Origin of the sequence: Pseudogemmobacter hezensis (assembly GCF_013155295.1) — a bacterium.
Taxonomy (GTDB): domain Bacteria; phylum Pseudomonadota; class Alphaproteobacteria; order Rhodobacterales; family Rhodobacteraceae; genus Pseudogemmobacter; species Pseudogemmobacter hezensis.
The window spans coordinates 43,364-64,120 of sequence record NZ_JABJXT010000010.1; the positions used below are offsets into that span (position 1 = coordinate 43,364).

Here is a 20,757-nt window from a genome sequence, read left to right on the forward strand (position 1 = left end):
ATGCCGATTATACAGCGTCAGCCGGGATCTGCGACAATGGGTTTGCCGGAAATCCATGTGCCTTTGGGCTGCAGCCGGTCATTGAGGCTGATGAAATCGGCCCGCGCACCGGGGCGCAGATGGCCGCGATCACTTAGGCCCATTGCCGCAGCGGGGTGGGCCGAGGCCAGGCGCAGAGATTGCTCCAGCGGCAGGCCCAGCTGCTGGTAGCAATAGCGCACCGCGTCGATCAGCGCGATATCCGCGCCCGCAAGCGTGCCGTCCTGCAGCGTCAGCCGCCCGCCCTGGCGAAAGATCTGCCGCCCGTTCAGCATGAATCCGGTCTGATCGCTGCCAATCGTCGACATCGCATCCGAGACAAGGAAGATGCCGCCATCCGCCTGCCCGGCCCTGGCCGCGATGGCCACCCGCAGCGAGGCATCGGCGACGTGAAAGCCATCGGCGATCAGCCCGGCCCAGATCTGCGGGCTGTCCAGCCCGGCCCCGACCAGCCCGGGTGCGCGGTGGCCTAGCTGGCTCATGGCGTTGTAGAGATGGGTGACCATGCGGGCCCCGGCGGCGATCCACTCACGGGCGGTCTGCCAGTCGCAATCGCTGTGGCCCAATGAGACGCAGATCCCCGCCGCTGTCAGATCCTCGACCTGGGCGGGGGTGGTGGATTCGGGGGCCAGCGTCACGATCAGGCGCGGCAGTTCGGCTGCGGCCATGATCAGCACCGCCTGATCCTCGCAATCCATCGGGCGGATCAGGGCGGGGTCATGGGTGCCCTTGCGGGCCAGCGACAGATGCGGGCCTTCCAGATGCAGGCCCAGAAAGCCGGGCGCAGAACGGCTGGCGGCCCCGGCACTGATCGCGGCCTGGGTGACCTCGGGGCGGTCGGTGATCAGGGTGACCATGGTCGCGGTGGTGCCAAAGCGGGCATGGGCGGCGCAGATCGCGGCGATCCCCTCTGGTGTGGGGTCATTGTTGAAAAGCACGCCGCCGCCGCCATTGACCTGCAGATCGATCAGCCCGGGCGCGACAAAGCCGTCAAGGCGCGGGCCCTGCGGTGCCTCGGCTGAGGGGGTGATCGCGGTGATCATGCCGTTTTGCACGACAAGGGCCGCGTCATGGTGCCAGCTGTCACCGTCAAAGATACGCGCGGCGTGAAAGGCGGTGGCGGTCATCGGCATTTACCAGACCGTGCCGCGTGCGGCGAGTTTCTCGACCCGCGTCACCCGGCCCGCGCGGTGAAAGACCATGCGGTCAAAGAGGTTTGAGACCACGCAGGTATGGTTTGGCACCACGCGCACCAGATCACCCACCCCTGGCCCCACTCCTGGCCCCGGCGCGGTGCAGGCGCTGAGGTCAACCACCGCATGCTCCTCAGACAGCGCGGTGATGCGGGCGCCCGGCAGCCCCTCGATCTCGCCGAAATCCGTGAAGCCCAGCAGATCCGAGGTCAGCGCCTTAGAGCCGCAATCCAGCACCGCACGATCCGCCGTCGGGCGCGAAACCACGGTGGCCAGCACATGCATCGCCAGATCCTCTGGCCCGCATTCGCCCGCGCGCACCATCGAGCGGTCATTGTAGATATAGGTCCCGGCCCGATGCTCGGTCGCCGAGGGCACCAGATGCGCCTTCCACAGATCGGGCGAGCCGCCATTGGTGCGGATCGGGCAGGGGATACCGGCCTCAGCCAGCAGCGCCATGCTCTCTTGCAGGAACGTCTCGACCCGGGCCGCACCACCAGGGGCCGGATAGGTCATCAGCCCGCCAAAGCGCAGCCCGCTTGCGGCAGTGATCTGCTGGGCCAAAACCAGCGCCTCTGCCGGGCTTTGCACCCCGCAGCGCCCGCCGCCGGTGTCGCATTCGACCAGCACGCTGAGGGGTTTTTGCCCCGCGAAAACCGCCGCCAGCCCGGCAATCGTCACCGCTGAATCGGCCGTCACCGCCAGCCGCGCCACGCGTTTGTTCAGCGAGACCAGCCGCATCAGCCGCGCGACACCAAGGATGTTATAGGTGATCAGAATATCGTCGAAGCCCGCATCGGCAAAAGCCTCGGCCTCGGTCAGTTTCTGGCAATTGATGCCAACCGCGCCTGCCTCGATCTGCTGATGGGCGATGGCGGCAATCTTGTGGGTCTTGATATGGGGGCGGAAATTCAGCCCGTGCTCTGTCATATAGCTTTGAGCGCGGGCGATATTCGCGGCCAGCCGATCCTCATCGATCACCGGAATGGGCGTGGCCAGATCCTCCAGCCGGGTGCCGGCTTTGGGCCAGGGAAAGTCCTCGGAACCGGGGGCGCTCATATCGTGTCTCCGAACGGGTTTTCGATGCGCGGCCAGATGTCCTTGCGCACCAGGCGATAGGGATTGGTCGCCGGATTGTTGGGATAGGGCTTTCCGGCGCTGCAATAAAGCACCTCTGACGCGATGGGCGCGAAAGCTGCATAGAAGTGATTGGTCGATTTGATCACCAGGATCTTTTGCGCCAGCGGGTCAATCCCAAGCGCGGAGAAAAGCGAGGGATCATAGCTTTGCACGCGCACCGTGTTCAGGATCACCTCGATCCCGGTCTCATTGCCATGCGCATCCAGCAAGGCGATCCGCGCCGCCGGGCCGAAAAGCGCGATGCTTTCGCCGAAGTGCATCTCGGCCCCCGCATTCAGGCGCACGACACGCACCATCGCGTCGCAGGGCTCACCTGTCTCGGGGGCTGATTTCGCGCCAAAACGCAGCGGCATCTCGGCCCCTTCGCCGGCGACAAAGCACAGCTGCACCGCGATCGGATCCCAGATCGTGCCGACAGCCACGCCTTTGGCGCCGCGTGCGATCAGCTCTTTCAGCACGACCGTCGCATCCCCCGCCGTGCCGCCGCCCGGATTGTCCCACATATCGGCGATGACGACGGGCCAGGCGGTGGCGGCCATGGCCCGGGTGGCGGCCTCTTGCTCGTTTATCTGCGGCATCATATGGCGGCCGCGATTGGCGAAAAGCGCGCGACCGAACTCCTCGGCCAGGGCCGCGCCATGGGCGGCGTCATCATCGGTGACCGCGACCATTTTCGTGCCCATCTCAGGCACGTCACCCGCCATGAAACCATGGATCGCCGAGAGCGACAGCAGTTTCGGATCGCTGGCCTCCAGCGCCATCATACGGTCGACGAAACTGCGCATCGGCTCGCGTGAGGTGGGGAAGACGTCGATCATCCGGCAGTCGAATACCGAGGTGACGGGCCTGACCCGCCCCTCAAGCGTGTCAACCGCGATGCGCCAGAGATCCTCGGCCCGGTCAACGAAATCGGTATGGGGGAATTCCTTGAAGGCGACGAAGAAATCCAGCGCTGCCACCCGCTGTGCGGTCAGATGGCTGTGCGGGTCCATTTCCGCGCAAAAGAGCACATCGGGCCCGATCATCTGCCGGATCCGGGTCAGGAAATCGCCCTCGGGGTCCAGATAGCCCTGCGCGACCATCGCGCCATGCAGGCCCAGCACCACCGCATCAACGGGCAGCGCATCCGCCAGCTGGGCAAGGATTTCATCGCGCAGCCCCTCATAGGCCCCGCGTGAGATCAGGCCCGCCGGGTCCGCCCAGGCGGCGGTGCCCTCAATCAGCTGCCAGCCCTTTTCGGCGCAGACGCGGCGCCCGACCGTGATCGGCGCGGTGCAAAGCGTCGGCGTCACCGGGTGCTGGCCGGGGGGGGCATAAAGCGAATCCTCAAACCCTTTGCGGTCGATCACGATGGGCGAAAACGTATTCGTCTCGGTCGCAAGCGCCGCCGTGAAGATCCGTTTGGGGGCATCAGAGGACATGATCACTCCTTAATATAGGGCAGATAGCCCACAAAGCCCGCGATCTTCCACTGGCCATTTTCGCGGCGGCAGATGTAAAGCGTCTGCCAGTTCATCCGGTCGCTGCTGCCATCGGCTTTGGGCAGATGGCCGTCGAATTTCTTGCGCACGAGGGCCGCGTCGCCGGTGATCTCAATCTCTTCCAGCCGGGTTGCGGCATAGATATGCGGGCGCGGATCGCCTGCGAATTTGCCCGCCGCCTTGTCGGCCAGATAGCACTTTGCATCGGCCAGCCAGCTGTCGCGATAGGCCCCGATCGTGGGGAAGGCAAAGGTATAGCCCTGCGGGTCGGGCTGATGATTGCCCGAGATCCCGGTGAAATTCCCTGCGGTGAAATCGCCCGCGACCATCCCCCAGTTGGCGCTGGCCCAGGCGTCGATGTCGCGCGGGACCAGCATTTCCCAGATCGCGCGGCGGTCGGGGTCATCTGCGGGGAAGGGGTTCACGAATGGGTCGCGCTTTGCCGTCACTTTAGCCGTCATTTGGGCTGTCCCATGAAAATAATTTCAGCTTGATCGCTTATTATCTGGAATAATCGGAAAGATCATGGCTAAATGTCAAGGCAGAACGAAAATGAATTTCGGATTTCAGCGGATGCATGATCAGGCTCTTGACCGGGATTGCAGGACAGGTTTCCTGACCTGTGCAGCTGCCCCGGCCCAGGGGTGCCGAGGGAGATCCGCATGACTGCCATCACTGAAACCACCGCCCAGACCCCCACCGAGCTGATCGCGGCGCTGAGCGACGAAGAGGGGCGGCTTTCGGCGCTGGAAAAGCGGCTGGCAGAGCTGGTTCTCTCGGATATGACCTATGCCACCAATGCGTCGATCACCGAGATCGCGGCGAAGGCCGGGGTCTCGCCGCCGACGGTGACGCGCTTTTGCCGTCGTCTGGGGTGCTCCAGCTTTTCGGATTTCAAGGTGCAGCTGGCGCGTTCGACCTATGTCGGCCTGCGCTATCTGAAGCCCGAATCGGTGACATCGACCGCCGCCGAGGTGGCCGAGGACATCGTGACCAAGGCGCAGAACGCGCTGTTTGAGATGCATCGCAACCTGGATCTGGACGCGGTCGAGCGTGCCGTCGCGCTGATCGCAAAGGCGGAAATGGTGCATGCCTTCGGCTCTGGCGGCAATTCGGCGATGATCGCCAATGAGCTGCAAAACCGTCTGTTCCGGCTGGGGATCCGTATCTCGGCCTCGAATGATCACGGCATGCATCTGATGCTGTCGGCGGCGGCAGAGCCGGGAACGGTGGTGTTCGGATCCTCTTTCACCGGCCGCAATCACGAGCTGGCCCGCTGTTTCGGCCTGCTGCGGGCGCGGGGGATCCCGACGATTGCGTTGACGCAAAGCGGCACCCCGGTGGCCGAGGCGGCCGATGTGGTGATCGCGGTCGATCTGCCCGAGGGGCGCAATATCTTCCGCGCCACCTCGACCCGTTTCGCCTTTCTGGCGGCGCTCGATATTCTGGCGAACCTGGTGGCCTATGCGGATAAGCCGCGCTCGGCCCGGGTTCTGCGCGGCATCAAGGAACAGCTGATCCGTCACCGGGATGGCGACGACCGCCAGGTGCTGGGCGACTGAGTTCGGCCCGGGGGCGAAGGCGGCCGCCCTGGGGTTCTGGTTTTCGTGCCGCGAGGGACAGGCTGGATCATGGCTTTGGAAGCGCGCACAGAGTTGCCGAGACTTGCGATTATCACGGGGGCGGCGGGCGATATTGGCCGCGCCATTGCCGCGCGGCTGCGCCGGGATCACGACATTGTCCTGATGGCGGATCTGGATCTGGCGGCGGTGACGCGGGCGGCGCATGCGCTTGGCGATGCTTTCGTGCCGCATCAGACCGATGTGACCGATCCGCACAGCTGCCAGGCCCTGGCCGAGCGTGCCGATGAGCTGGGCAGCCTGTCAACGCTGGTCAATAACGCGGGGGCAGCGCGGGCACCGGGCCTGCAATCGACCACCCTGACCGATTGGCAAAGCGACCGGGCGCTGAACCTGGACGCGGCCTTCCACAGCTTTCACGCGCTGGCGCCGCAGCTGATTGCGGGCAAGGGCTCGGTCATCAATATCGCCTCGGTCAATGGGATGGGCGTCTATGGCCACCCGGCCTATTCGGCCGCGAAAGCAGGGATGATCCATCTGACGCGGATGATTGCGGTGGAATATGGCCGCCACGGCGTGCGGGCGAATGTGGTGGCACCGGGCACCGTGCGCACCCAGGCCTGGGAGGCGCGGGCGCAGCAAAACCCCGATGTCTTCCGTGAGGCGGCAAAGCATTACCCGCTGGGCCGGATCGTGCGCCCCGAGGATGTCGCCGAGGCGGTGGGCTTTCTGGCCTCGCCCCTGGCGGCAGCGATTACCGGGGTTTGCCTGCCTGTCGATTGCGGTCTGACCGCCGGGCAGCCGGCGCTTGCCCGCACCTTCAGCCAATCCGATGACTGGTAAGGCCCGATCATGCTGTTTTTGGAAAACACCTGGGCCGCAGAGCCGCATCCGGCAGGCACATGGATCCTGCGGCTGAGCAATCTCGCTGACGAAGGCCTTGCGGGCTTTACCCTTTCTGTCACCTCGATCACCCGCGTGCTGGAAGATCATGTGATCCAGGGCGGGCGTCTGCTGACCCGCCACGCGAATTTCCACGAATTCGCGCCGCCCGAGGGCTTTACCCTCGCGCCGGGGCAGGCCTGGGAAATGCAGATCGAGGGGCTGAACCGCTCGCCCTTCCACCGCAATGACGCGGCAAAGACGGCCTGGGTGACACAGGCAGACGGGCAGCATATCGCGGTCCAGGTTGGCGATCTGATGCAGGGATCTGCGCCCCCTGGCCTGCCGCCGCCGCGCCTGCCCGAGGGGCGGCTGACGCTGCCTTTCGCGCTGATCCCCTGGCCGAATGAAATAGAGGCGGTGCCCGGCCCCGCGCCTGTTTTGCTGCATCTGGACCCGGCCAGCAGCCTTGCCGACAAGCGCCTCGCGCTGTCGGTCGATGCGCTGCATGCGCGGCTTTACCCGGCGGCGCGGCGGGTGATCCAGCTGTCACCTGCGCCCGGCTCGCGTGGGCTGGCCTTTGAATACAGCGCCGCGATCCCGGTTGAGGGGTTCCGGCTGGATTTCGGCCCGACGATCACGCTTTCCGCCAGTTCCGAGGCGGGCCGCCGCTATGGGCTGATCGCGCTGGCGCAGATGCTGCACGGGGCCTTTGCGGATCCGAAGTTCCTGTTCCCGGCCACGGGATATATCCAGGATGCGCCGCGCTATGGCTGGCGCGGCTGTCACCTTGATTGCTCGCGTCATTTCTGGCGGTTCGATCAGGTCTGCCGGGTGGTCGATATCATGGCCTGGCAGCGGCTGAATATGTTCCACTGGCATCTGACCGATGATGAGGGCTGGCGGGCCGAGATCCGCGCCTACCCCAGCCTGACCACGGTGGGCGCGACCCGGGCCGCAGGCCTTTCGCGGATGCCACCGCAGCTGGGGGACAGTTTCGCGCCGGTCAGCGGCTTTTACAGCCAGGATCAGATGCGGGCGCTGGTCGCCCATGCGGGCGGCCTTGGCGTTGAGGTCATGCCCGAGATCGAGACCCCAGGCCATGCCATCTGCATCACCGCCGCCTTGCCCCATCTGGTGGACCCGGATGAGCCTGCGGAAAGCTATCACCCGGTTCAGGGTTTCCCGAACAACAGCTGGAACCCCGGTGTCCCGGAAACCTTCACCGTTCTGGAAACCATCATCGACGAGCTGTGCGAGATCTTCCCCTCGCGCTGGTTCCATATCGGCGGCGATGAGGTGGCGCGGAATGCCTGGCTGGAAAGCCCCCGTGCCCGGGTGCTGATGCAGCGTGAGGGTCTGGCAGGCACATTCGAGCTGCAAAGCTGGTTTCTGAACCGGATCAAGGCCTTGCTGGATGCGCGCGGCAAGGTGCTGGTCGGCTGGAATGAGGTCGCGCATGGCGGCGGCGTGTCGCCCGAGGGCACGCTGCTGATGGCCTGGGAAAAGCCTGAGGTCGGTATCGCGCTGGCGCGTGAGGGCTATGATGTGGTGATGACGCCGGGCCAGGCCTATTACCTCGACATGGTGCAGGGGCCTGACTGGCTGGAAAATGGCGCGGGCTGGGCCGGGCCTGTCACGCCCGAACAAAGCTACACTTACGAGGCCGCAGGCGAGTTCCCCGCCGACCTCGCCCATCATATGAAAGGCGTCCAGGCCTGCATCTGGTGCGAGCATTTTACCACCGACGCCTGGTTCAATGACCTTGTCTTCCCGCGTTTGCTGGCGGTGGCCGAGGCCGCCTGGACCAATGCCGGGCATAAAGACTGGCAGCGTTTTGCCGCTCAGGCCCGGCTGCATCCGCTGCTGTAAGGGGCAATCATGCGCATCGCTGTTGGCGGGATCCATACCGAATGCTCGACCTCTTCCCCCGTTCTGATGGGGGAAGAGGATTTCCGCATCCTGCGCGGGGATGATCTGACCGCGCATGAGTATTTCGCCTTTCTCAGCCGTTACCCGGTTGAAATCGCACCCCTGTTGCATGCCCGCGCGGTGCCGGGTGGCCCGGTCGCGGCGCAGACCTATCAGGCGCTGAAGGCAGAGTTTCTGGCGCGGCTGCAGGCGGCGATGCCCTTCGACGCGGTCTATCTGGCCATGCATGGCGCAATGAAGGTTGAAGGGATGCAGGATGCCGAGGGCGACTGGATCAGCGCCCTGCGCGAGGTGGTCGGCCCGGATATGCTGATTGCGACCAGCTATGATCTGCACGGCAATGTCTCGGCCAGGGTGGTCGATCAGATCGACATTTTCGCAGCCTATCGCACCGCCCCCCATATCGACACGCCCCAGACGATGGAGGCGGCGTTTGCGATGCTGCTGCAGGCGCTGGAAACGGGCCAGCGCCCCGGCGTGGTGCAGGTCACCGTGCCCCTGTTGCTGCCAGGCGAAAAATCCTCGACCGAGGATGAACCGGCCAGATCCCTTTACGCCGCCCTGCCCAGCCATGAGGGGGCGGGCGTCTGGCGGGCCGATCTGATGATCGGCTATGTCTGGGCCGATGAGCCCCGCGCTACAGCCTGCGCGATGGTGACGGGCACCGATCATCAGGCGGCATCTGCGGCGGCGGTAAAGATCGCGGCGGATTTCTGGGCGGCGCGGGATGATTTCGCCTTTGGTCCGGTGACGGGCGCGCCCGGGGCGATGCTGGATCTGGCCGCCCGCGCCACCACGCGTCCGGTGATCCTGGCCGACAGCGGCGACAATCCCACCGGGGGCGGCGTCGGCGACCGCGCCGATATCCTTGCGGCGCTGATCCGGCGCGACTGGCGTGATGCGCTGGTGGCAGGCATCACCGACCGCCCCGCGGTTGACGCCTGCTTTCAGGCAGGCCCGGGCGCGGTGCTGCCCCTGACCATCGGCGCAAGCCTTGATCCGCAAGGCGTGTCGGTTCGGGTGCAGGCCGAAGTGATCAGCCTGCATCCCGGTGCCAGCCCGCAAGAGGCGCAGGCGGTGATCCGCACCGGCAGCATCACCGTGGTTCTGGCGGCGCGGCGCAGGCCCTATCACAACCTGTCCGACTTCACGCAACTGGGGCTGGACCCGCGCGAGGTTGGGCTTTTGGTGGTGAAGTCGGGCTATCTCTCGCCCGAGCTGGCCCCGCTTGCCAATCCGAACCTGATGGCGCTGTCGGAGGGGGTGGTCTCGCAGGATATCGCGGCCCTGCCCAATCTGCACCGACCCGCTGGCACGCTTCCCTTTGCGGAGAACCGCGATTATCAGCCGCAGCCATACCTATCGCAGCGCTTTGGCGCAAAGGATTGCGGCCGCAGATGAATCCCTGGATCTCCACCCTTCGCCGCCACCGTGTCGTGCGGGCCTCGGCGCTTGCGATCTTTCTCTTTGGCTTTGCCGGGGCGGCGACGGTGCCCTATCAGGCGCTGGTCGGCATCCAGGAGCTGGGCCTTTCTGATAGCCAATATGCGCTGATTGCGCTGTGCTCGTCGATTGCCAATGTGATCCTGTCGATTGGCTTTGGCCTCTGGTCGGATCGGTTCCAAAGCTATCGCCGCCCGCTGATCTTTGTCTCTTCCTTCGGGATCTTGGGCTTTGGGATGATCTGGGCGGCCCCTTCGGCGCTGAGCTTCACCATCGCTATGATCGGGCCGCTGGCCCTGTTCTACGCCACCAATTCGATGCTGTTCGGCAATGTCCGCGCCCATATCGCGAGTTTCGATCCGGCCGAGGCTGATGTGGTCAACGCCCTGATGCGGATGATGATTTCGCTGTCATGGGTGCTGGTTCCGGGCGCGGTTGGCCTGGCGCTGGTGGGCCAGCCCAGCATGATCGGGGCCTGGGCGATTGCCGCCGTTCTGTCGGCGGCCTGCCTGTGCACGATCATCTTCGGGCTGGAGCCTGACAATCCCAGACCCCGCCCCCCTGAACTGTCGCCTGAGGCCGCCGCCATCCCCACGGGCGGCACCGGAACCTCGGCGCTGGCACCCACGGCGGGCCGGGCGGATCGGCCCGTACAGGTGCGGGCGGCGGGCGCCAGCCTCAGCGGGATCGCGCAGATCCTGCATCCGGCTATCCTGTCGAAAGTTCTGGGCGTGGCGCTGATCAGCCAGGTTTTGCATGTCAATTCCGCCGTGATGCCGCTGATCCTGACCGGGCAGGCGGCGGGTGAGGCGGATAATGTCGGGCTGATCGTCGGCATGGTTGCCGTGCTTGAGGTGATCTTCATGTTCTACTGGGCCAGCGCCACCCGCCGGATTTCGGTCGTCAAAGCGCTGATGATCACCTCGGCGCTTTATCTGGTCTATCTGGTGGCAATCGCGTTCTCGACAGCGGTCTGGCAGATCTGGGTGGCCAGCGTGGTTGCGGGCTTTGCGGCGGCGGGGATCATCTCGCTGCCGATTTCATACCTGCTGGATCTGATCTGTGACCGCCCTGGCCTTTCGGCCTCACTGATTGCGGTGAATATGTTTCTGGGCGGCGCAATCGGGGCCGGGGTTTTCGCGCTTGGCACCTGGATCGGCGGCTATCCGGCGGCCTCGGTGCTGGCCGGGGTGGCGGGCGTCCTCGGGGCCGGGCTTTTGATTGTGCAGGAGAAGCGGGCATGACCAGGGTCACGCTTGAGATTTGCGTTGATGATGCGGCGGGCATTCAGGCCGCAGCCGCGGGCGGTGCCGACCGGATTGAGCTATGCGCGGCGCTGGCGCTTGGCGGGCTGACGCCCTCGGCCGGGCTGATGGCGCTGGCGGCAAAGGTCGGGATTGCCACCATGGCGATGATCCGCCCCCGCGCCGGGGATTTTTGCTGGTCTGAGGCAGAGGTCGAGGCGATGTGCGCCGAGATCCGCGCCAGCCGCGCGGCGGGCCTGGCGGGCGTGGTGATCGGGGCCTCGCACGCTGACGGCCGCCTGGATGAGGCGGTGCTGAAACGGCTGATGCAAGAGGCCAGGGGCCTCGATGTGACGCTGCACCGCGCGATTGACCTGACCCCAGATCCCGAGGCCGCGATGCGGCTGGTCGCAGCTTTGGGCATTGGCCGGGTGCTGTCATCGGGCGGGGCGCAGAGCGCCAGCGCGGGCATGGCACGGCTGCAGGCCATGGCGGCGGCAGCGCCTGATGTCTCTGTCATGCCCGGCGGCGGCATCACAGCCGCGAATGCTGCAGATTTCGCCGCAGCCCTGCCCTTGAAAGAGATCCATGCCTCGGCCTCATCCCTCGCGCCAGCACCTGCGCTGGCAGCAGTTCAGGCCTTTGGCTTTCAGCCCCCGGGCGCGAAGGTCACTGACCGCGAAAAGGTCGCGGCTTTGCGGCAGCGCCTGCATCAGATCGCTGCTGCTGGCGGGGCGGGGGCTGGCGGGGGCGGTTAAAGCCCCGCTTCGCCGCCTGCCGGGTGCACCAGCTCGTAATAGTCGCGCAGCCGCAGCTGGCTGGCGGCGCTTTCATCAATCACCACCGTCGCTTTTTGATGCATCTGCAGCACCGAGGCCGGGCAAGAAGCCGTCACCGGCCCCTCGATCATCTGCGCCACCACCCCGGCCTTGGCCGCGCCATAGGCCAGCAAAACCACCTCAGCGGCGCGCAAAATCGTGCCGATCCCCATGGTGATCGCATATTGCGGCACATCCTCGGGCCGGGTGAAAAAGCGGGCATTGGCGTCGCGGGTCGAGCGGGTCAGCGTCTTGATCCGGGTGGCGGAATTCAGGCTTGAGGTCGGCTCGTTAAAGCCGATATGCCCGTTCAGCCCCAGGCCCAGCAGCTGCAGGTCGATCTGCCCCGCGTCCGAGATCGCGGCCTCATAGCGGATCGCCTCGGCCTCGGGGTCGGCGGCGTCGCCCTGCGGCAGATGCGCATTGGCCAGGTCGATATCGACATGGTCGAAAAGCTGCTGGCGCATGTAGTGCCAGTAAGAGCAGGGGTGATCGGGCGGCAGGCCGACATATTCATCAAGGTTGAAGCTGCTGGCGCGGGCAAAGCTGAGGCCCTCTTCGCGGTGCAGCCGGACGAGGCGGGCATAGACCGCCTCCATCGTGCCGCCGGTGGCAAGGCCCAGCACGCTGGAGGGCATCGCCCGCAGCTGCGCAGACAGCAAATCTGCGGTGCGGTCAGCGGCTGCCCCGGCATCGGGCAGGATGAGAACCTTCATCGCGGCCCCCTTACAGCGGTTTCCAGGCGATGGCGTCGATCTCGATCTTTGCATCCACCATCAGCCGCGATTCCACCGTCGAGCGGGCGGGGGGATGATCGATGAAATGCTTTTCAAACACTGCGTTGAAGCTGGTGAAATCGCGCGGATCATCCAGCCAGCAGGTGACTTTGATCACATCTTCCAGCCCGCAGCCCGCCAGTTTCAGAACGGCTTTGAGGTTTTCGATCACCGCCTCGGTCTGGGCGACGATGCCGCCCTGGACGACCTCGCCATTGACAGTGGGCACCTGGCCCGAGACATGAACGTAGTCCCCGGCGCGAACAGCCTTGGCAAAGGGGCGGCGGGTGCCACCTGCCTGCGGATCGGCGGTGTCGTAGCGGATGAGTTTCTTGTCAGACATGGCACCCTCGGATCGGGAAATAATTTTCACAGCACCGTTAGTAATATCGAAGTGGGTGGCAATATAAACAGAAAACTGCCGGAATGCTGTAATTAAATTTCATAACGCAGGGCAGGAAAAGGGAATGCCGTGCGACACTGCCGCTGCGGCCAAGCCCGCCGGGCCCGGGCAGCTGGCCTGAATATGTCAGTCTTTGCTGCCCAAAAGCCGCGACCAGAAGCCGCCAGAGCCTTTGGCAGGGGCGGGTGCGGCTGCCCCGGGCGCAGAGCCCGGTGCCAAGCTGGCGGCAGCCTCAGGCGGGGGTTTCTTTTTGCCGCCCCGGGCAGAAAGTGCCTGCTGGCCTGCCTCGCTGATGCGGTAATGCCGGGCGGTTACGATGCGCAAAAGGCCCAGATCGGTCATGCGTTCGGCTGCATCAACGGCCTCATCGCCGCGCGGGTCGTCACGCAGGGAAAGCACGCCGCCGGGGGCAGCTTTGGCCTCGGCCAGTAAAGCCAGCCAGAGCGGGGGCAGGGGTGCCGTGCTCATAGCGGGCAGAGCCCGTCAGGCAGGCGGCGGCCCGCAGTGCCCCCGCCGGATCTTTTGTCGCAAATCACGCGAATCGCCCTCCAGAGCGCCGGAAATGGTGCTCATCATGGTAACTTAGCTATGTTAACGCATTCGCCCCATAAGAGCAGTGCAAATTTCCATGATCACAGACCCTGACAGCTGATCATCAGGACGGATCTGCGGGGGGCGTGTCACCGTCTTTCAGGGAATCGGGCGATGCCCCCGCAAGGCGCATGATATCGGCGGCCAGGGCCTTCCAGGTGGCCTCTGGCAGGCCGATCAGGCCGAAGGACTTCAGGTAGAATATGCCCTCGCTTGCCAGAAAGGCCACCGCGCTGGCGCGGTCCTGCGGATTTTGCGGATCCAGATCGCTGAGGCGGGCATCATACCAGGCCTTTGTCTCGGCAACCTGATCCGGGCTTTGCAGGATCGCCGTCATCATCATCGCCGAGCGGGCGAAATCGGCCGTCACCTGGGCCAGATTGGCGCGGATATGGCCCCGGATCACCGCCTGGGGCGAGGGATCGGGGCCAAGACCCTCGTGGACATCGGCCTCGAAGGTATCGCCCCATCGGCTGACCATGGCGCGGATCAGGTTCTCGCGGGTGCCAAAGCAATATTGCACGCCGCCGCGGGTGATCCCCGCCGCCTTCGCCACCGCGCCAAAGCTAAGACCCGCCGCGCCGCTTTCGGCGACCACGCTCTCGGCGGCATCCAGCACCTTGTCACGGTCAATACTGCGAGGCCTTCCGGACATTTTCTGACTTTCTTTTCTGGCTATCTTTTCAGTGCAACTGTATTTATATCAGCGCCGGGGCGCCTTGTCGCCTTCTGTTTATGACGGGTTTTTCCAATGTCATCGGGCAATCGCTGGCTGGTGCTGGCTATCATCTCAAGTGCTCTTTTTCTGATCGTTATCGATATGACGGTGCTTTACACGGCGCTGCCACGCCTGACCCATGATCTGGGGGCGACGGCGACCGAAAAGCTGTGGATCGTCAATGCCTATCCGCTGGTGGTGGCGGGCCTTTTGCCGGGCTTAGGCACTTTGGGCGACCGGCTGGGGCATAAACGTATGTTCCTTGCGGGGCTGGTGGTCTTTGGTCTGGCCTCTGCCTTTGCGGCTTTTGCGCCCTCGCCTGCCCTGCTGATTGCGGCGCGGGTGCTGCTGGCGGTGGGGGCGGCGGCGATGATGCCCGCGACGCTTTCGCTGATCCGGCTGACCTTTACGGATGAGAAAGAGCGCGCCTTTGCTATCGGCATCTGGGCGGCGGTGGCCTCTGGCGGGGCGGCGATCGGCCCGGTGGTGGGCGGACTGCTGCTGGAGTGGTTCTGGTGGGGCTCGGTCTTTTTGATCAACGTGCCGGTGGTGGTGCTGGCGCTGGCTTTGGGCGCGGTATTGCTGCCGCGCAGGCCCGGTAATCCCTCCAGCCCCTGGGATCTTCTGGGCTCGGTCCAGGTGATGATCGGGCTTGTTGGTCTGGTCTTTGCGATCAAAGAGCTGGCAAAGCGGCAGCCTGATTTCTGGCAGGCCGGGGTCAGTTTTGTGATCGGCCTGGTGGCGATGGTGATCTTTGTGCGTCGCCAGCGTCTCAGCGCGCAGCCGCTGATCGATTTCGCGCTGTTTCGCAACCCGCGCTTTGCCGCGGGCGTGGCAACCGCGCTGACGGCGGCGGCGACGCTGATCGGGTTCGAGCTGGTTTTCAGCCAGCGGCTGCAGCTGGTGCTGGGCTATTCGCCGCTTGAGGCGGGGCTTTTGATCCTGCCGATCCCGCTGGCCTCTTTCATCGCGGGGCCGGTGACCGGGATCGCGCTGCCGCGCATCGGGGCGACGCGGGTGCTTTGGGGCTCGCTTATGATGTCGGGGCTGGCGCTGGCGGCCTATCTGGCGCTGCACAATGGGGCGGTTTTCCTGTGGCTGGCAGCGCTGACGGTGATGGGCTTTGGCGTCGGGGCGGCGATGACGGCGGCCTCGGTCTCGATCATGCTTTCCGCACCAGAGGAACGCGCGGGCATGGCGGCCTCAATCGAAGAGGTCTCATTCGAGATGGGCGGTGCCCTGGGGATTGCGGCCTTTGGCAGTCTGATGTCGGCCATCTATAGCCGCGCGATGATCCTGCCAGAGGCGGTGGTGATTGCCGACCAGGCGCGTGACAGCATTGATGAGGCGCTGCTGCTGGCCGAGGCCCTGCCCGCCGATCAGGCGGCGCTGATCGCCTCGCTGGCCCGGACCGCGTTTGATCGGGCCTTTTCCGGCGTGACGCTGGCGGCGGCTTTGCTTTTGCTGGCGGTGGCACTGGTGATCTGGCTGCGCACCCGAGGCCTGAGCCCCGAGGATAAGGCGGTCCGCCCCCATCACTGAAGGGGCGGCCCCGGCCATTGCAGCGCAAAGCCTGTTGGAATGAAGAAAACCGCCAACCCTTCAGGGCTGGCGGTTTTTCTGTTGGCAGGCTGTGTTCGCAAGCTGTGCAGGGCAATCCCTGCGGCTTTCAGCGGGATGATCAGCTGGCTGCGCGGAATTCAAGCCGTCCGGCCAGCCAGATCGCGATGATCGAGCAGATCGCGCCCGAAAGCAGATAGAGACCCGCCGCAGGCAGCCCCAGCGAAGAGGCCAGGAACAGCGCGGTGATCGGGGCAAAGCCTGCGCCGAACATCCATGCCAGATCAGAAACGATGGCCGAGCCGGTGTAGCGGTTTTTCGCGCCGAACAACGCGCCCACCGCGCCCGAGCTTTGGCCAAAGCTAAGCCCCAGGATTGACCAGCCAAGCGCCAGATAGATCACTTCGCCGCTGCGTCCACCCGACAGCAGCACCGGCGCGGCGATGGCGAAAAGACCGATCAGCACAGCGGTTGCCTGCAACAGAACGCGCCGTCCGAACCTGTCAGCCAGCCAGCCCGAAAGCACCACGGCAAAGATGCCCAGAACCGCAGCCGCCGCATCCAGCAGCAGATACTCGCCGATGGTTTCCTCGGTATAAAGGTTGATCCAGGACAGTGGGAACACCGTCACCATATGGAACATCGCAAAGGTCGCCAGCGGCACGAAGATGCCCAGGATGACGGTGCCGCCATCCTCGCGCAGGGTCTGGGTGACCGGGGTCGGTTGCAGCTCGCGGGTGGCGTAAAGCTCCTGGAACTCATGCGAGGCCACGATGCGCAGACGTGCAAACAGCGCCACCACGTTCACGGCGAAAGCCACGAAGAACGGATAACGCCAGCCGAAGTCCATGAAGTCCTGCAGGCTGAGACTGTTCAGAAGATAGGCAAAGAGAGTGGTCGCCACGATCAGCCCGATCGGCGCCCCCAGCTGCGGCACCATCGCATAAAGTCCGCGCTGATTTTTCGGCGCATTCATCGCCAGCAGCGAGGGCATCCCGTCCCAGGCCCCGGCAAGCGCAAGCCCCTGACAGATTCGCAGCGCTGCGAGAATCACCACCGACCAGATGCCGACGGTCTCATAAGAGGGCAAAAGCCCCATGGCGACGGTCGCGGTTCCCATCAGGAACAGCGCCACTGTCAGCTTGGCCACCCGGCCGATCTGACGGTCCAGCGCCATGAACAAAAGCGAACCGATGGGCCGCGCCACAAAGGCCAGCGCCAGCAGACCAAAGGCCATCAGCGTGCCCGTCAGCGGATCGGTGAAAGAGAAAACCAGCTTTGGAAAAACGATGACCGCCGCGATGGCAAAGACGAAAAAGTCAAAGAATTCAGAGGCGCGACCGATAATAACGCCGACGGCGATATCTGAGGGCGACACCGAATGGATGGCCTCATTCGCGCTGTCTTGGCGATCGGCGGCGCGATCTTTAGCGCGACCTGTGGCGGATGTGTTCGACATCTGAGGGTTCCTGGGCTGGTTCGGTCGAATGGCAGAATCTTTTGGCGCCTGATCTGCCCCGGCCCCGCTGTTCAGCCCTGGTGAAAGGAACTGACGGGGTCGCGGTGGGACGCCGCTATCTCCTGCCCCTGAATATGCTATAACTGGCATATGGCAAAACGCCGCATGTTCTGCGACGTCGCATAAGGCTAGGCGGTAGGGGCCCGGGGGCCTGATCCCCAGATCCACCCAGCGTGACCACTTCGGGAAATGAAGGCAGTCATATGAAATCATTGCTAAATATCCGAGCGACTCTCTTGATGTCTGCTCTTGTCGCTCTTGCAGGATGCAAGGCTGAGGTTCTGGCGCCCTCCGGGGATGTCGCAGCCCGGCAGCGTGACCTTCTGGTGCAATCGACGCTTTTGATGCTGCTGATCATCGTTCCGGTGATGCTGCTGACGGTGTTCTTTGCGTGGAAATATCGCAGTAAAAACAAAGAGGCAGACTATCAGCCCGACTGGGATCACTCGACCAAACTCGAGCTGGTGATCTGGGCGGTGCCGCTTTTGCTGATCATTTGCCTTGGTGCGCTGACCTGGGTGGGTACGCATCTTCTGGACCCCTATCGGCCGCTTGATCGCACAGATGTGAACACGCCGGTTACCGAAGAACATCAGACCCTGAAGGTCGAGGTGGTCGCGCTCGACTGGAAATGGCTCTTCATCTACCCCGAGCAGGGGATCGCCACCGTGAACCGCCTGGTGGTGCCCGAAGATACCCCGATTGAATTCAGCCTGACCTCGTCCACGGTGATGAACGCCTTCTACATCCCGTCGATGGCCGGGATGATCTATGCGATGCCGGGGATGGAGACCAAACTTCACGGCGTCATGAACGAGCCGGGCGACTATAAGGGCATTGCCTCGCATTTCTCGGGCGCGGGTTTCTCGGGGATGCATTTCGTGGCAACCGCCACCGATCAGGCCGGGTTTGACGCTTTCGTGGCCGAGACCAAAGCCGCAGGCGGCATGCTGGACCGCACGGCCTATCTGGAACTGGCCGCGCCCAGCCAGAATGAGCCTGTTCGCACCTATGCGGATGTCGATCCGATCCTGTTTGCGCGGGTGGTCAATATCTGCGTCGAGGATGGCAAGATCTGCATGGCAGAGATGATGGAGATTGATGCCGCAGGTGGCGCAGGCCATGCGGGCATGATGAACCTGATGCCGCGCTATGCCAGCGCCGATGGCCGTGCACTGGCGATCCCGGTGCTGGGCGGCAATCTGAACATGATCCAGGGCTTCTGTGGCCCCGATGAAGAGGCCCGCATGCTGACGCAGCGCGTTGTCATCGCCCCGCGTGAGATCACCGAGCCCGGCCCGATGCGTGGTGCCGGCCTGACCCCGCCGCGCGGCATTTTCGCCAAAGAACCCAACCAATTCAGCCAGATCCCGCCCGAAGCCGGCGCTGGCAAAGACTTCTGAGAGGACGCGGAGAAATGGCAGACGCGCCGGGCGCACAGCCCACAACCTTTCTTCTGGGTCGCCTCAACTGGGAGGCCATTCCGAAAGAGCCCATCGTCTGGGTCACCTTTGCCGCCGTCGTTCTGGGCGGGATCCTGGTGCTGGCGGCCCTGACGAAATACCGTCTTTGGGGCTATCTGTGGAAAGAATGGTTCACATCGGTCGATCACAAGAAGATCGGCATCATGTATATCGTGCTGGCACTGGTCATGTTCGTGCGCGGCTTTGCCGATGCGCTGATGATGCGGCTGCAGCAGGTCTGGGCCTTTGGCGGATCCGAGGGCTATCTGAACAGCCACCACTATGATCAGATCTTCACCGCCCATGGCGTGATCATGATCTTCTTCGTGGCGATGCCCTTCATCACCGGGCTGATGAACTACCTGGTGCCACTGCAGATCGGCGCGCGGGACGTGTCTTTCCCCTTCCTGAACAATTTCTCGTTCTGGATGACGGTGGGCGGCGCGGTCATCACCATGGCATCGCTGTTTGTGGGCGAATATGCGCAGACCGGCTGGCTGGCCTTCCCACCACTGTCGGGCATACAAAGCAGCCCCTATGTCGGCGTTGATTACTATATCTGGGGCCTGCAGGTCGCGGGTGTCGGCACCACGCTTTCGGGGATCAACCTGCTGGTCACGATCCTGAAAATGCGCGCACCCGGCATGACGCTGATGCGGATGCCGATTTTCACCTGGACCTCGCTTTGCGCCAATATCCTGATCGTGGCCTCTTTCCCGATCCTGACCATGACGCTGATCCTGCTGACGCTGGACCGCTATCTCGGCACTGCCTTCTTCACCAATGAGGCGGGCGGCAATGCGATGATGTATGTCAACCTGATCTGGATCTGGGGCCACCCTGAGGTCTACATCCTGATCCTGCCGCTGTTTGGCGTGTTTTCCGAGGTCACCTCGACCTTCTCGGGCAAGCGCCTCTTTGGCTACAGCTCGATGGTCTATGCCACGATCTGTATCACCATCCTCAGCTATCTGGTCTGGCTGCACCACTTCTTTACCATGGGCTCGGGGGCCTCGGTGAACTCGTTCTTCGGGATCACCACGATGATCATCTCGATCCCGACGGGGGCCAAGCTCTTCAACTGGCTTTTCACCATGTACAAAGGCCGCATCCGTTATGAGCTGCCGATGATGTGGACGGTGGCCTTCATGCTGACCTTCGTGGTTGGCGGTATGACGGGCGTGCTGCTGGCGGTTCCGCCTGCCGATTTCGTGCTGCACAACTCGCTGTTCCTGATCGCGCACTTCCATAACGTGATCATCGGTGGCGTGCTGTTTGGCCTGTTCGCGGCGATCAACTTCTGGTGGCCCAAGGCCTTTGGCTACAAGCTGAATGTCTTCTGGGGCAAGGTCTCGTTCTGGTTCTGGGTTGTGGGTTTCTGGGCTGCCTTCATGCCGCTTTACATCCTGGGCCTGATGGGCGTCACCCGCCGCATGCGGGTGTTTGACGACCCCAGCTATCAGATCTGGTTCGGTATTGCGGCCTTTGGCGCGGTGCTGATCGCCATCGGTATTGCCGCGATGTTCGTGCAGTTCGGCGTCTCGATCTGGAAGCGCAACGATCCTGCGATGCGCGACGAGACCGGCGACCCCTGGGATGGCCGCACGCTGGAATGGGCAACCTCTTCGCCGCCCCCCGATTACAACTTTGCCTTCACCCCCGTCAGCCACGGTCTTGACACCTGGTGGGACATGAAGCGCGAGGGGGCAGCGCGGCCCACCGGCAAATACCACGCCATCCATATGCCGAAGAACACCGGCATGGGTGTGATCCTCTCGGCGATTGCCACGATCTTCGGCATGGCGATGATCTGGTACATCTGGTGGCTGGCAGTCCTGTCCTTTGTGGCGCTGGTGGCGGCCTCGATCTGGCACACCTTCAACTATAACCGCGACTTCTATATCCCGGTCGATGAGATCGAGGCCAAAGAAGCCGCCCGTACCAAACAGCTGCAAGCTGCTGCAGGGGTCTGAGC

18 protein-coding genes are annotated in these 20,757 nt (G+C 63.9%); 9 read left to right on the forward strand and 9 right to left on the reverse strand.

What is annotated here, in order from left to right; genetic code table 11:
* Positions 1-17: 17 nt before the first annotated feature.
* From nagA to HOY34_RS12465, 4 genes are read right to left on the reverse strand one after another with little or no spacing between them, the layout of a single operon-like run.
* Positions 18-1,166: an N-acetylglucosamine-6-phosphate deacetylase gene (nagA, locus tag HOY34_RS12450; RefSeq protein WP_172363328.1), complete on the reverse strand. Its 1,149-nt coding sequence runs from the start codon at positions 1,164-1,166 to the stop codon at positions 18-20.
* Between the two features lie 6 nt (positions 1,167-1,172).
* Entirely contained in the window at positions 1,173-2,291 is a 1,119-nt protein-coding gene (locus HOY34_RS12455; RefSeq protein WP_172363330.1) for a D-TA family PLP-dependent enzyme, read from the reverse strand.
* Complete coding sequence (locus HOY34_RS12460) at positions 2,288-3,793, reverse strand: M81 family metallopeptidase (protein WP_172363332.1); 1,506 nt, start codon at positions 3,791-3,793, stop codon at positions 2,288-2,290. The genes HOY34_RS12455 and HOY34_RS12460 overlap by 4 nt, the downstream gene beginning before the upstream one ends.
* 2 nt (positions 3,794-3,795) lie before the next feature.
* A complete protein-coding gene (locus HOY34_RS12465; protein ID WP_172363334.1) occupies positions 3,796-4,314 on the reverse strand; it encodes a hypothetical protein in 519 nt (172 codons plus the stop codon).
* Positions 4,315-4,515: 201 nt separating this feature from the next.
* On the opposite strand from HOY34_RS12465, the gene HOY34_RS12470 reads away from it, so the two are divergent.
* The 6 genes from HOY34_RS12470 (at position 4,516) to HOY34_RS12495 (ending at position 11,692) form a co-directional block, all read left to right on the forward strand.
* A complete protein-coding gene (locus HOY34_RS12470; protein WP_172363336.1) occupies positions 4,516-5,415 on the forward strand; it encodes a MurR/RpiR family transcriptional regulator in 900 nt (299 codons plus the stop codon).
* 69 nt (positions 5,416-5,484) lie between these two features.
* Entirely contained in the window at positions 5,485-6,276 is a 792-nt protein-coding gene (locus HOY34_RS12475) for an SDR family oxidoreductase (protein ID WP_172363338.1), read from the forward strand.
* A 9-nt stretch (positions 6,277-6,285) separates the two neighbouring features.
* Positions 6,286-8,187 (forward strand): beta-N-acetylhexosaminidase, encoded by a 1,902-nt coding sequence (locus HOY34_RS12480; RefSeq protein ID WP_172363340.1) that lies wholly within the window; start codon positions 6,286-6,288, stop codon positions 8,185-8,187.
* 9 nt (positions 8,188-8,196) lie between these two features.
* A complete protein-coding gene (locus HOY34_RS12485) occupies positions 8,197-9,648 on the forward strand; it encodes a M81 family metallopeptidase (protein WP_172363342.1) in 1,452 nt (483 codons plus the stop codon).
* Positions 9,645-10,934: an MFS transporter gene (locus tag HOY34_RS12490; protein ID WP_172363344.1), complete on the forward strand. Its 1,290-nt coding sequence runs from the start codon at positions 9,645-9,647 to the stop codon at positions 10,932-10,934. The genes HOY34_RS12485 and HOY34_RS12490 overlap by 4 nt, the downstream gene beginning before the upstream one ends.
* Positions 10,931-11,692, forward strand: coding sequence for a copper homeostasis protein CutC (locus HOY34_RS12495; RefSeq protein WP_172363346.1), 762 nt, complete (start codon positions 10,931-10,933; stop codon positions 11,690-11,692). The genes HOY34_RS12490 and HOY34_RS12495 overlap by 4 nt, the downstream gene beginning before the upstream one ends.
* On the opposite strand, the gene nagB is transcribed toward HOY34_RS12495, so the two are convergent.
* From nagB to HOY34_RS12515, 4 genes are all read right to left on the reverse strand, one after another.
* A complete protein-coding gene (nagB, locus tag HOY34_RS12500) occupies positions 11,689-12,468 on the reverse strand; it encodes a glucosamine-6-phosphate deaminase (protein WP_172363348.1) in 780 nt (259 codons plus the stop codon). The genes HOY34_RS12495 and nagB overlap by 4 nt on opposite strands.
* Before the next feature lie 10 nt (positions 12,469-12,478).
* Entirely contained in the window at positions 12,479-12,871 is a 393-nt protein-coding gene (locus tag HOY34_RS12505) for a RidA family protein (protein ID WP_172363350.1), read from the reverse strand.
* Between the two features lie 186 nt (positions 12,872-13,057).
* Entirely contained in the window at positions 13,058-13,399 is a 342-nt protein-coding gene (locus HOY34_RS12510; protein ID WP_172363352.1) for a hypothetical protein, read from the reverse strand.
* Positions 13,400-13,586: 187 nt separating this feature from the next.
* Positions 13,587-14,177 (reverse strand): TetR/AcrR family transcriptional regulator, encoded by a 591-nt coding sequence (locus HOY34_RS12515; RefSeq protein WP_172363354.1) that lies wholly within the window; start codon positions 14,175-14,177, stop codon positions 13,587-13,589.
* 96 nt (positions 14,178-14,273) lie between these two features.
* Between HOY34_RS12515 and HOY34_RS12520 the strand changes: the two genes are divergently transcribed.
* Complete coding sequence (locus HOY34_RS12520) at positions 14,274-15,782, forward strand: MFS transporter (RefSeq protein ID WP_172363356.1); 1,509 nt, start codon at positions 14,274-14,276, stop codon at positions 15,780-15,782.
* A 139-nt stretch (positions 15,783-15,921) separates the two neighbouring features.
* Here HOY34_RS12520 and HOY34_RS12525 read toward each other — a convergent pair whose 3' ends face one another.
* Positions 15,922-17,259 carry an MFS transporter gene (locus HOY34_RS12525; RefSeq protein ID WP_172363358.1) on the reverse strand — a complete coding sequence of 446 codons (1,338 nt, stop codon included), beginning with the start codon at positions 17,257-17,259 and terminating at the stop codon, positions 15,922-15,924.
* 299 nt (positions 17,260-17,558) lie between these two features.
* On the opposite strand from HOY34_RS12525, the gene cyoA reads away from it, so the two are divergent.
* Together cyoA and cyoB are read left to right on the forward strand one after the other, a co-directional pair.
* Positions 17,559-18,722, forward strand: coding sequence for a ubiquinol oxidase subunit II (gene cyoA, locus HOY34_RS12530; RefSeq protein ID WP_172363360.1), 1,164 nt, complete (start codon positions 17,559-17,561; stop codon positions 18,720-18,722).
* A 14-nt stretch (positions 18,723-18,736) separates the two neighbouring features.
* Complete coding sequence (gene cyoB, locus HOY34_RS12535; protein ID WP_172363362.1) at positions 18,737-20,755, forward strand: cytochrome o ubiquinol oxidase subunit I; 2,019 nt, start codon at positions 18,737-18,739, stop codon at positions 20,753-20,755.
* The last annotated feature ends 2 nt before the right edge of the window (positions 20,756-20,757 follow it).

What these genes read in the sequence shown, in the direction of transcription:
- nagA (WP_172363328.1), bottom strand. Translation starts at nt 1,166, where the DNA reads ATGACCGCCACCGCCTTTCACGCCGCGCGTATCTTTGACGGTGACAGC.
- HOY34_RS12455 (WP_172363330.1), bottom strand. Translation starts at nt 2,291, where the DNA reads ATGAGCGCCCCCGGTTCCGAGGACTTTCCCTGGCCCAAAGCCGGCACC.
- HOY34_RS12460 (WP_172363332.1), bottom strand. Translation starts at nt 3,793, where the DNA reads ATGTCCTCTGATGCCCCCAAACGGATCTTCACGGCGGCGCTTGCGACC.
- HOY34_RS12465 (WP_172363334.1), bottom strand. Translation starts at nt 4,314, where the DNA reads ATGACGGCTAAAGTGACGGCAAAGCGCGACCCATTCGTGAACCCCTTC.
- HOY34_RS12470 (WP_172363336.1), top strand. Translation starts at nt 4,516, where the DNA reads ATGACTGCCATCACTGAAACCACCGCCCAGACCCCCACCGAGCTGATC.
- HOY34_RS12475 (WP_172363338.1), top strand. Translation starts at nt 5,485, where the DNA reads ATGGCTTTGGAAGCGCGCACAGAGTTGCCGAGACTTGCGATTATCACG.
- HOY34_RS12480 (WP_172363340.1), top strand. Translation starts at nt 6,286, where the DNA reads ATGCTGTTTTTGGAAAACACCTGGGCCGCAGAGCCGCATCCGGCAGGC.
- HOY34_RS12485 (WP_172363342.1), top strand. Translation starts at nt 8,197, where the DNA reads ATGCGCATCGCTGTTGGCGGGATCCATACCGAATGCTCGACCTCTTCC.
- HOY34_RS12490 (WP_172363344.1), top strand. Translation starts at nt 9,645, where the DNA reads ATGAATCCCTGGATCTCCACCCTTCGCCGCCACCGTGTCGTGCGGGCC.
- HOY34_RS12495 (WP_172363346.1), top strand. Translation starts at nt 10,931, where the DNA reads ATGACCAGGGTCACGCTTGAGATTTGCGTTGATGATGCGGCGGGCATT.
- nagB (WP_172363348.1), bottom strand. Translation starts at nt 12,468, where the DNA reads ATGAAGGTTCTCATCCTGCCCGATGCCGGGGCAGCCGCTGACCGCACC.
- HOY34_RS12505 (WP_172363350.1), bottom strand. Translation starts at nt 12,871, where the DNA reads ATGTCTGACAAGAAACTCATCCGCTACGACACCGCCGATCCGCAGGCA.
- HOY34_RS12510 (WP_172363352.1), bottom strand. Translation starts at nt 13,399, where the DNA reads ATGAGCACGGCACCCCTGCCCCCGCTCTGGCTGGCTTTACTGGCCGAG.
- HOY34_RS12515 (WP_172363354.1), bottom strand. Translation starts at nt 14,177, where the DNA reads ATGTCCGGAAGGCCTCGCAGTATTGACCGTGACAAGGTGCTGGATGCC.
- HOY34_RS12520 (WP_172363356.1), top strand. Translation starts at nt 14,274, where the DNA reads ATGTCATCGGGCAATCGCTGGCTGGTGCTGGCTATCATCTCAAGTGCT.
- HOY34_RS12525 (WP_172363358.1), bottom strand. Translation starts at nt 17,259, where the DNA reads ATGTCGAACACATCCGCCACAGGTCGCGCTAAAGATCGCGCCGCCGAT.
- cyoA (WP_172363360.1), top strand. Translation starts at nt 17,559, where the DNA reads ATGTCTGCTCTTGTCGCTCTTGCAGGATGCAAGGCTGAGGTTCTGGCG.
- cyoB (WP_172363362.1), top strand. Translation starts at nt 18,737, where the DNA reads ATGGCAGACGCGCCGGGCGCACAGCCCACAACCTTTCTTCTGGGTCGC.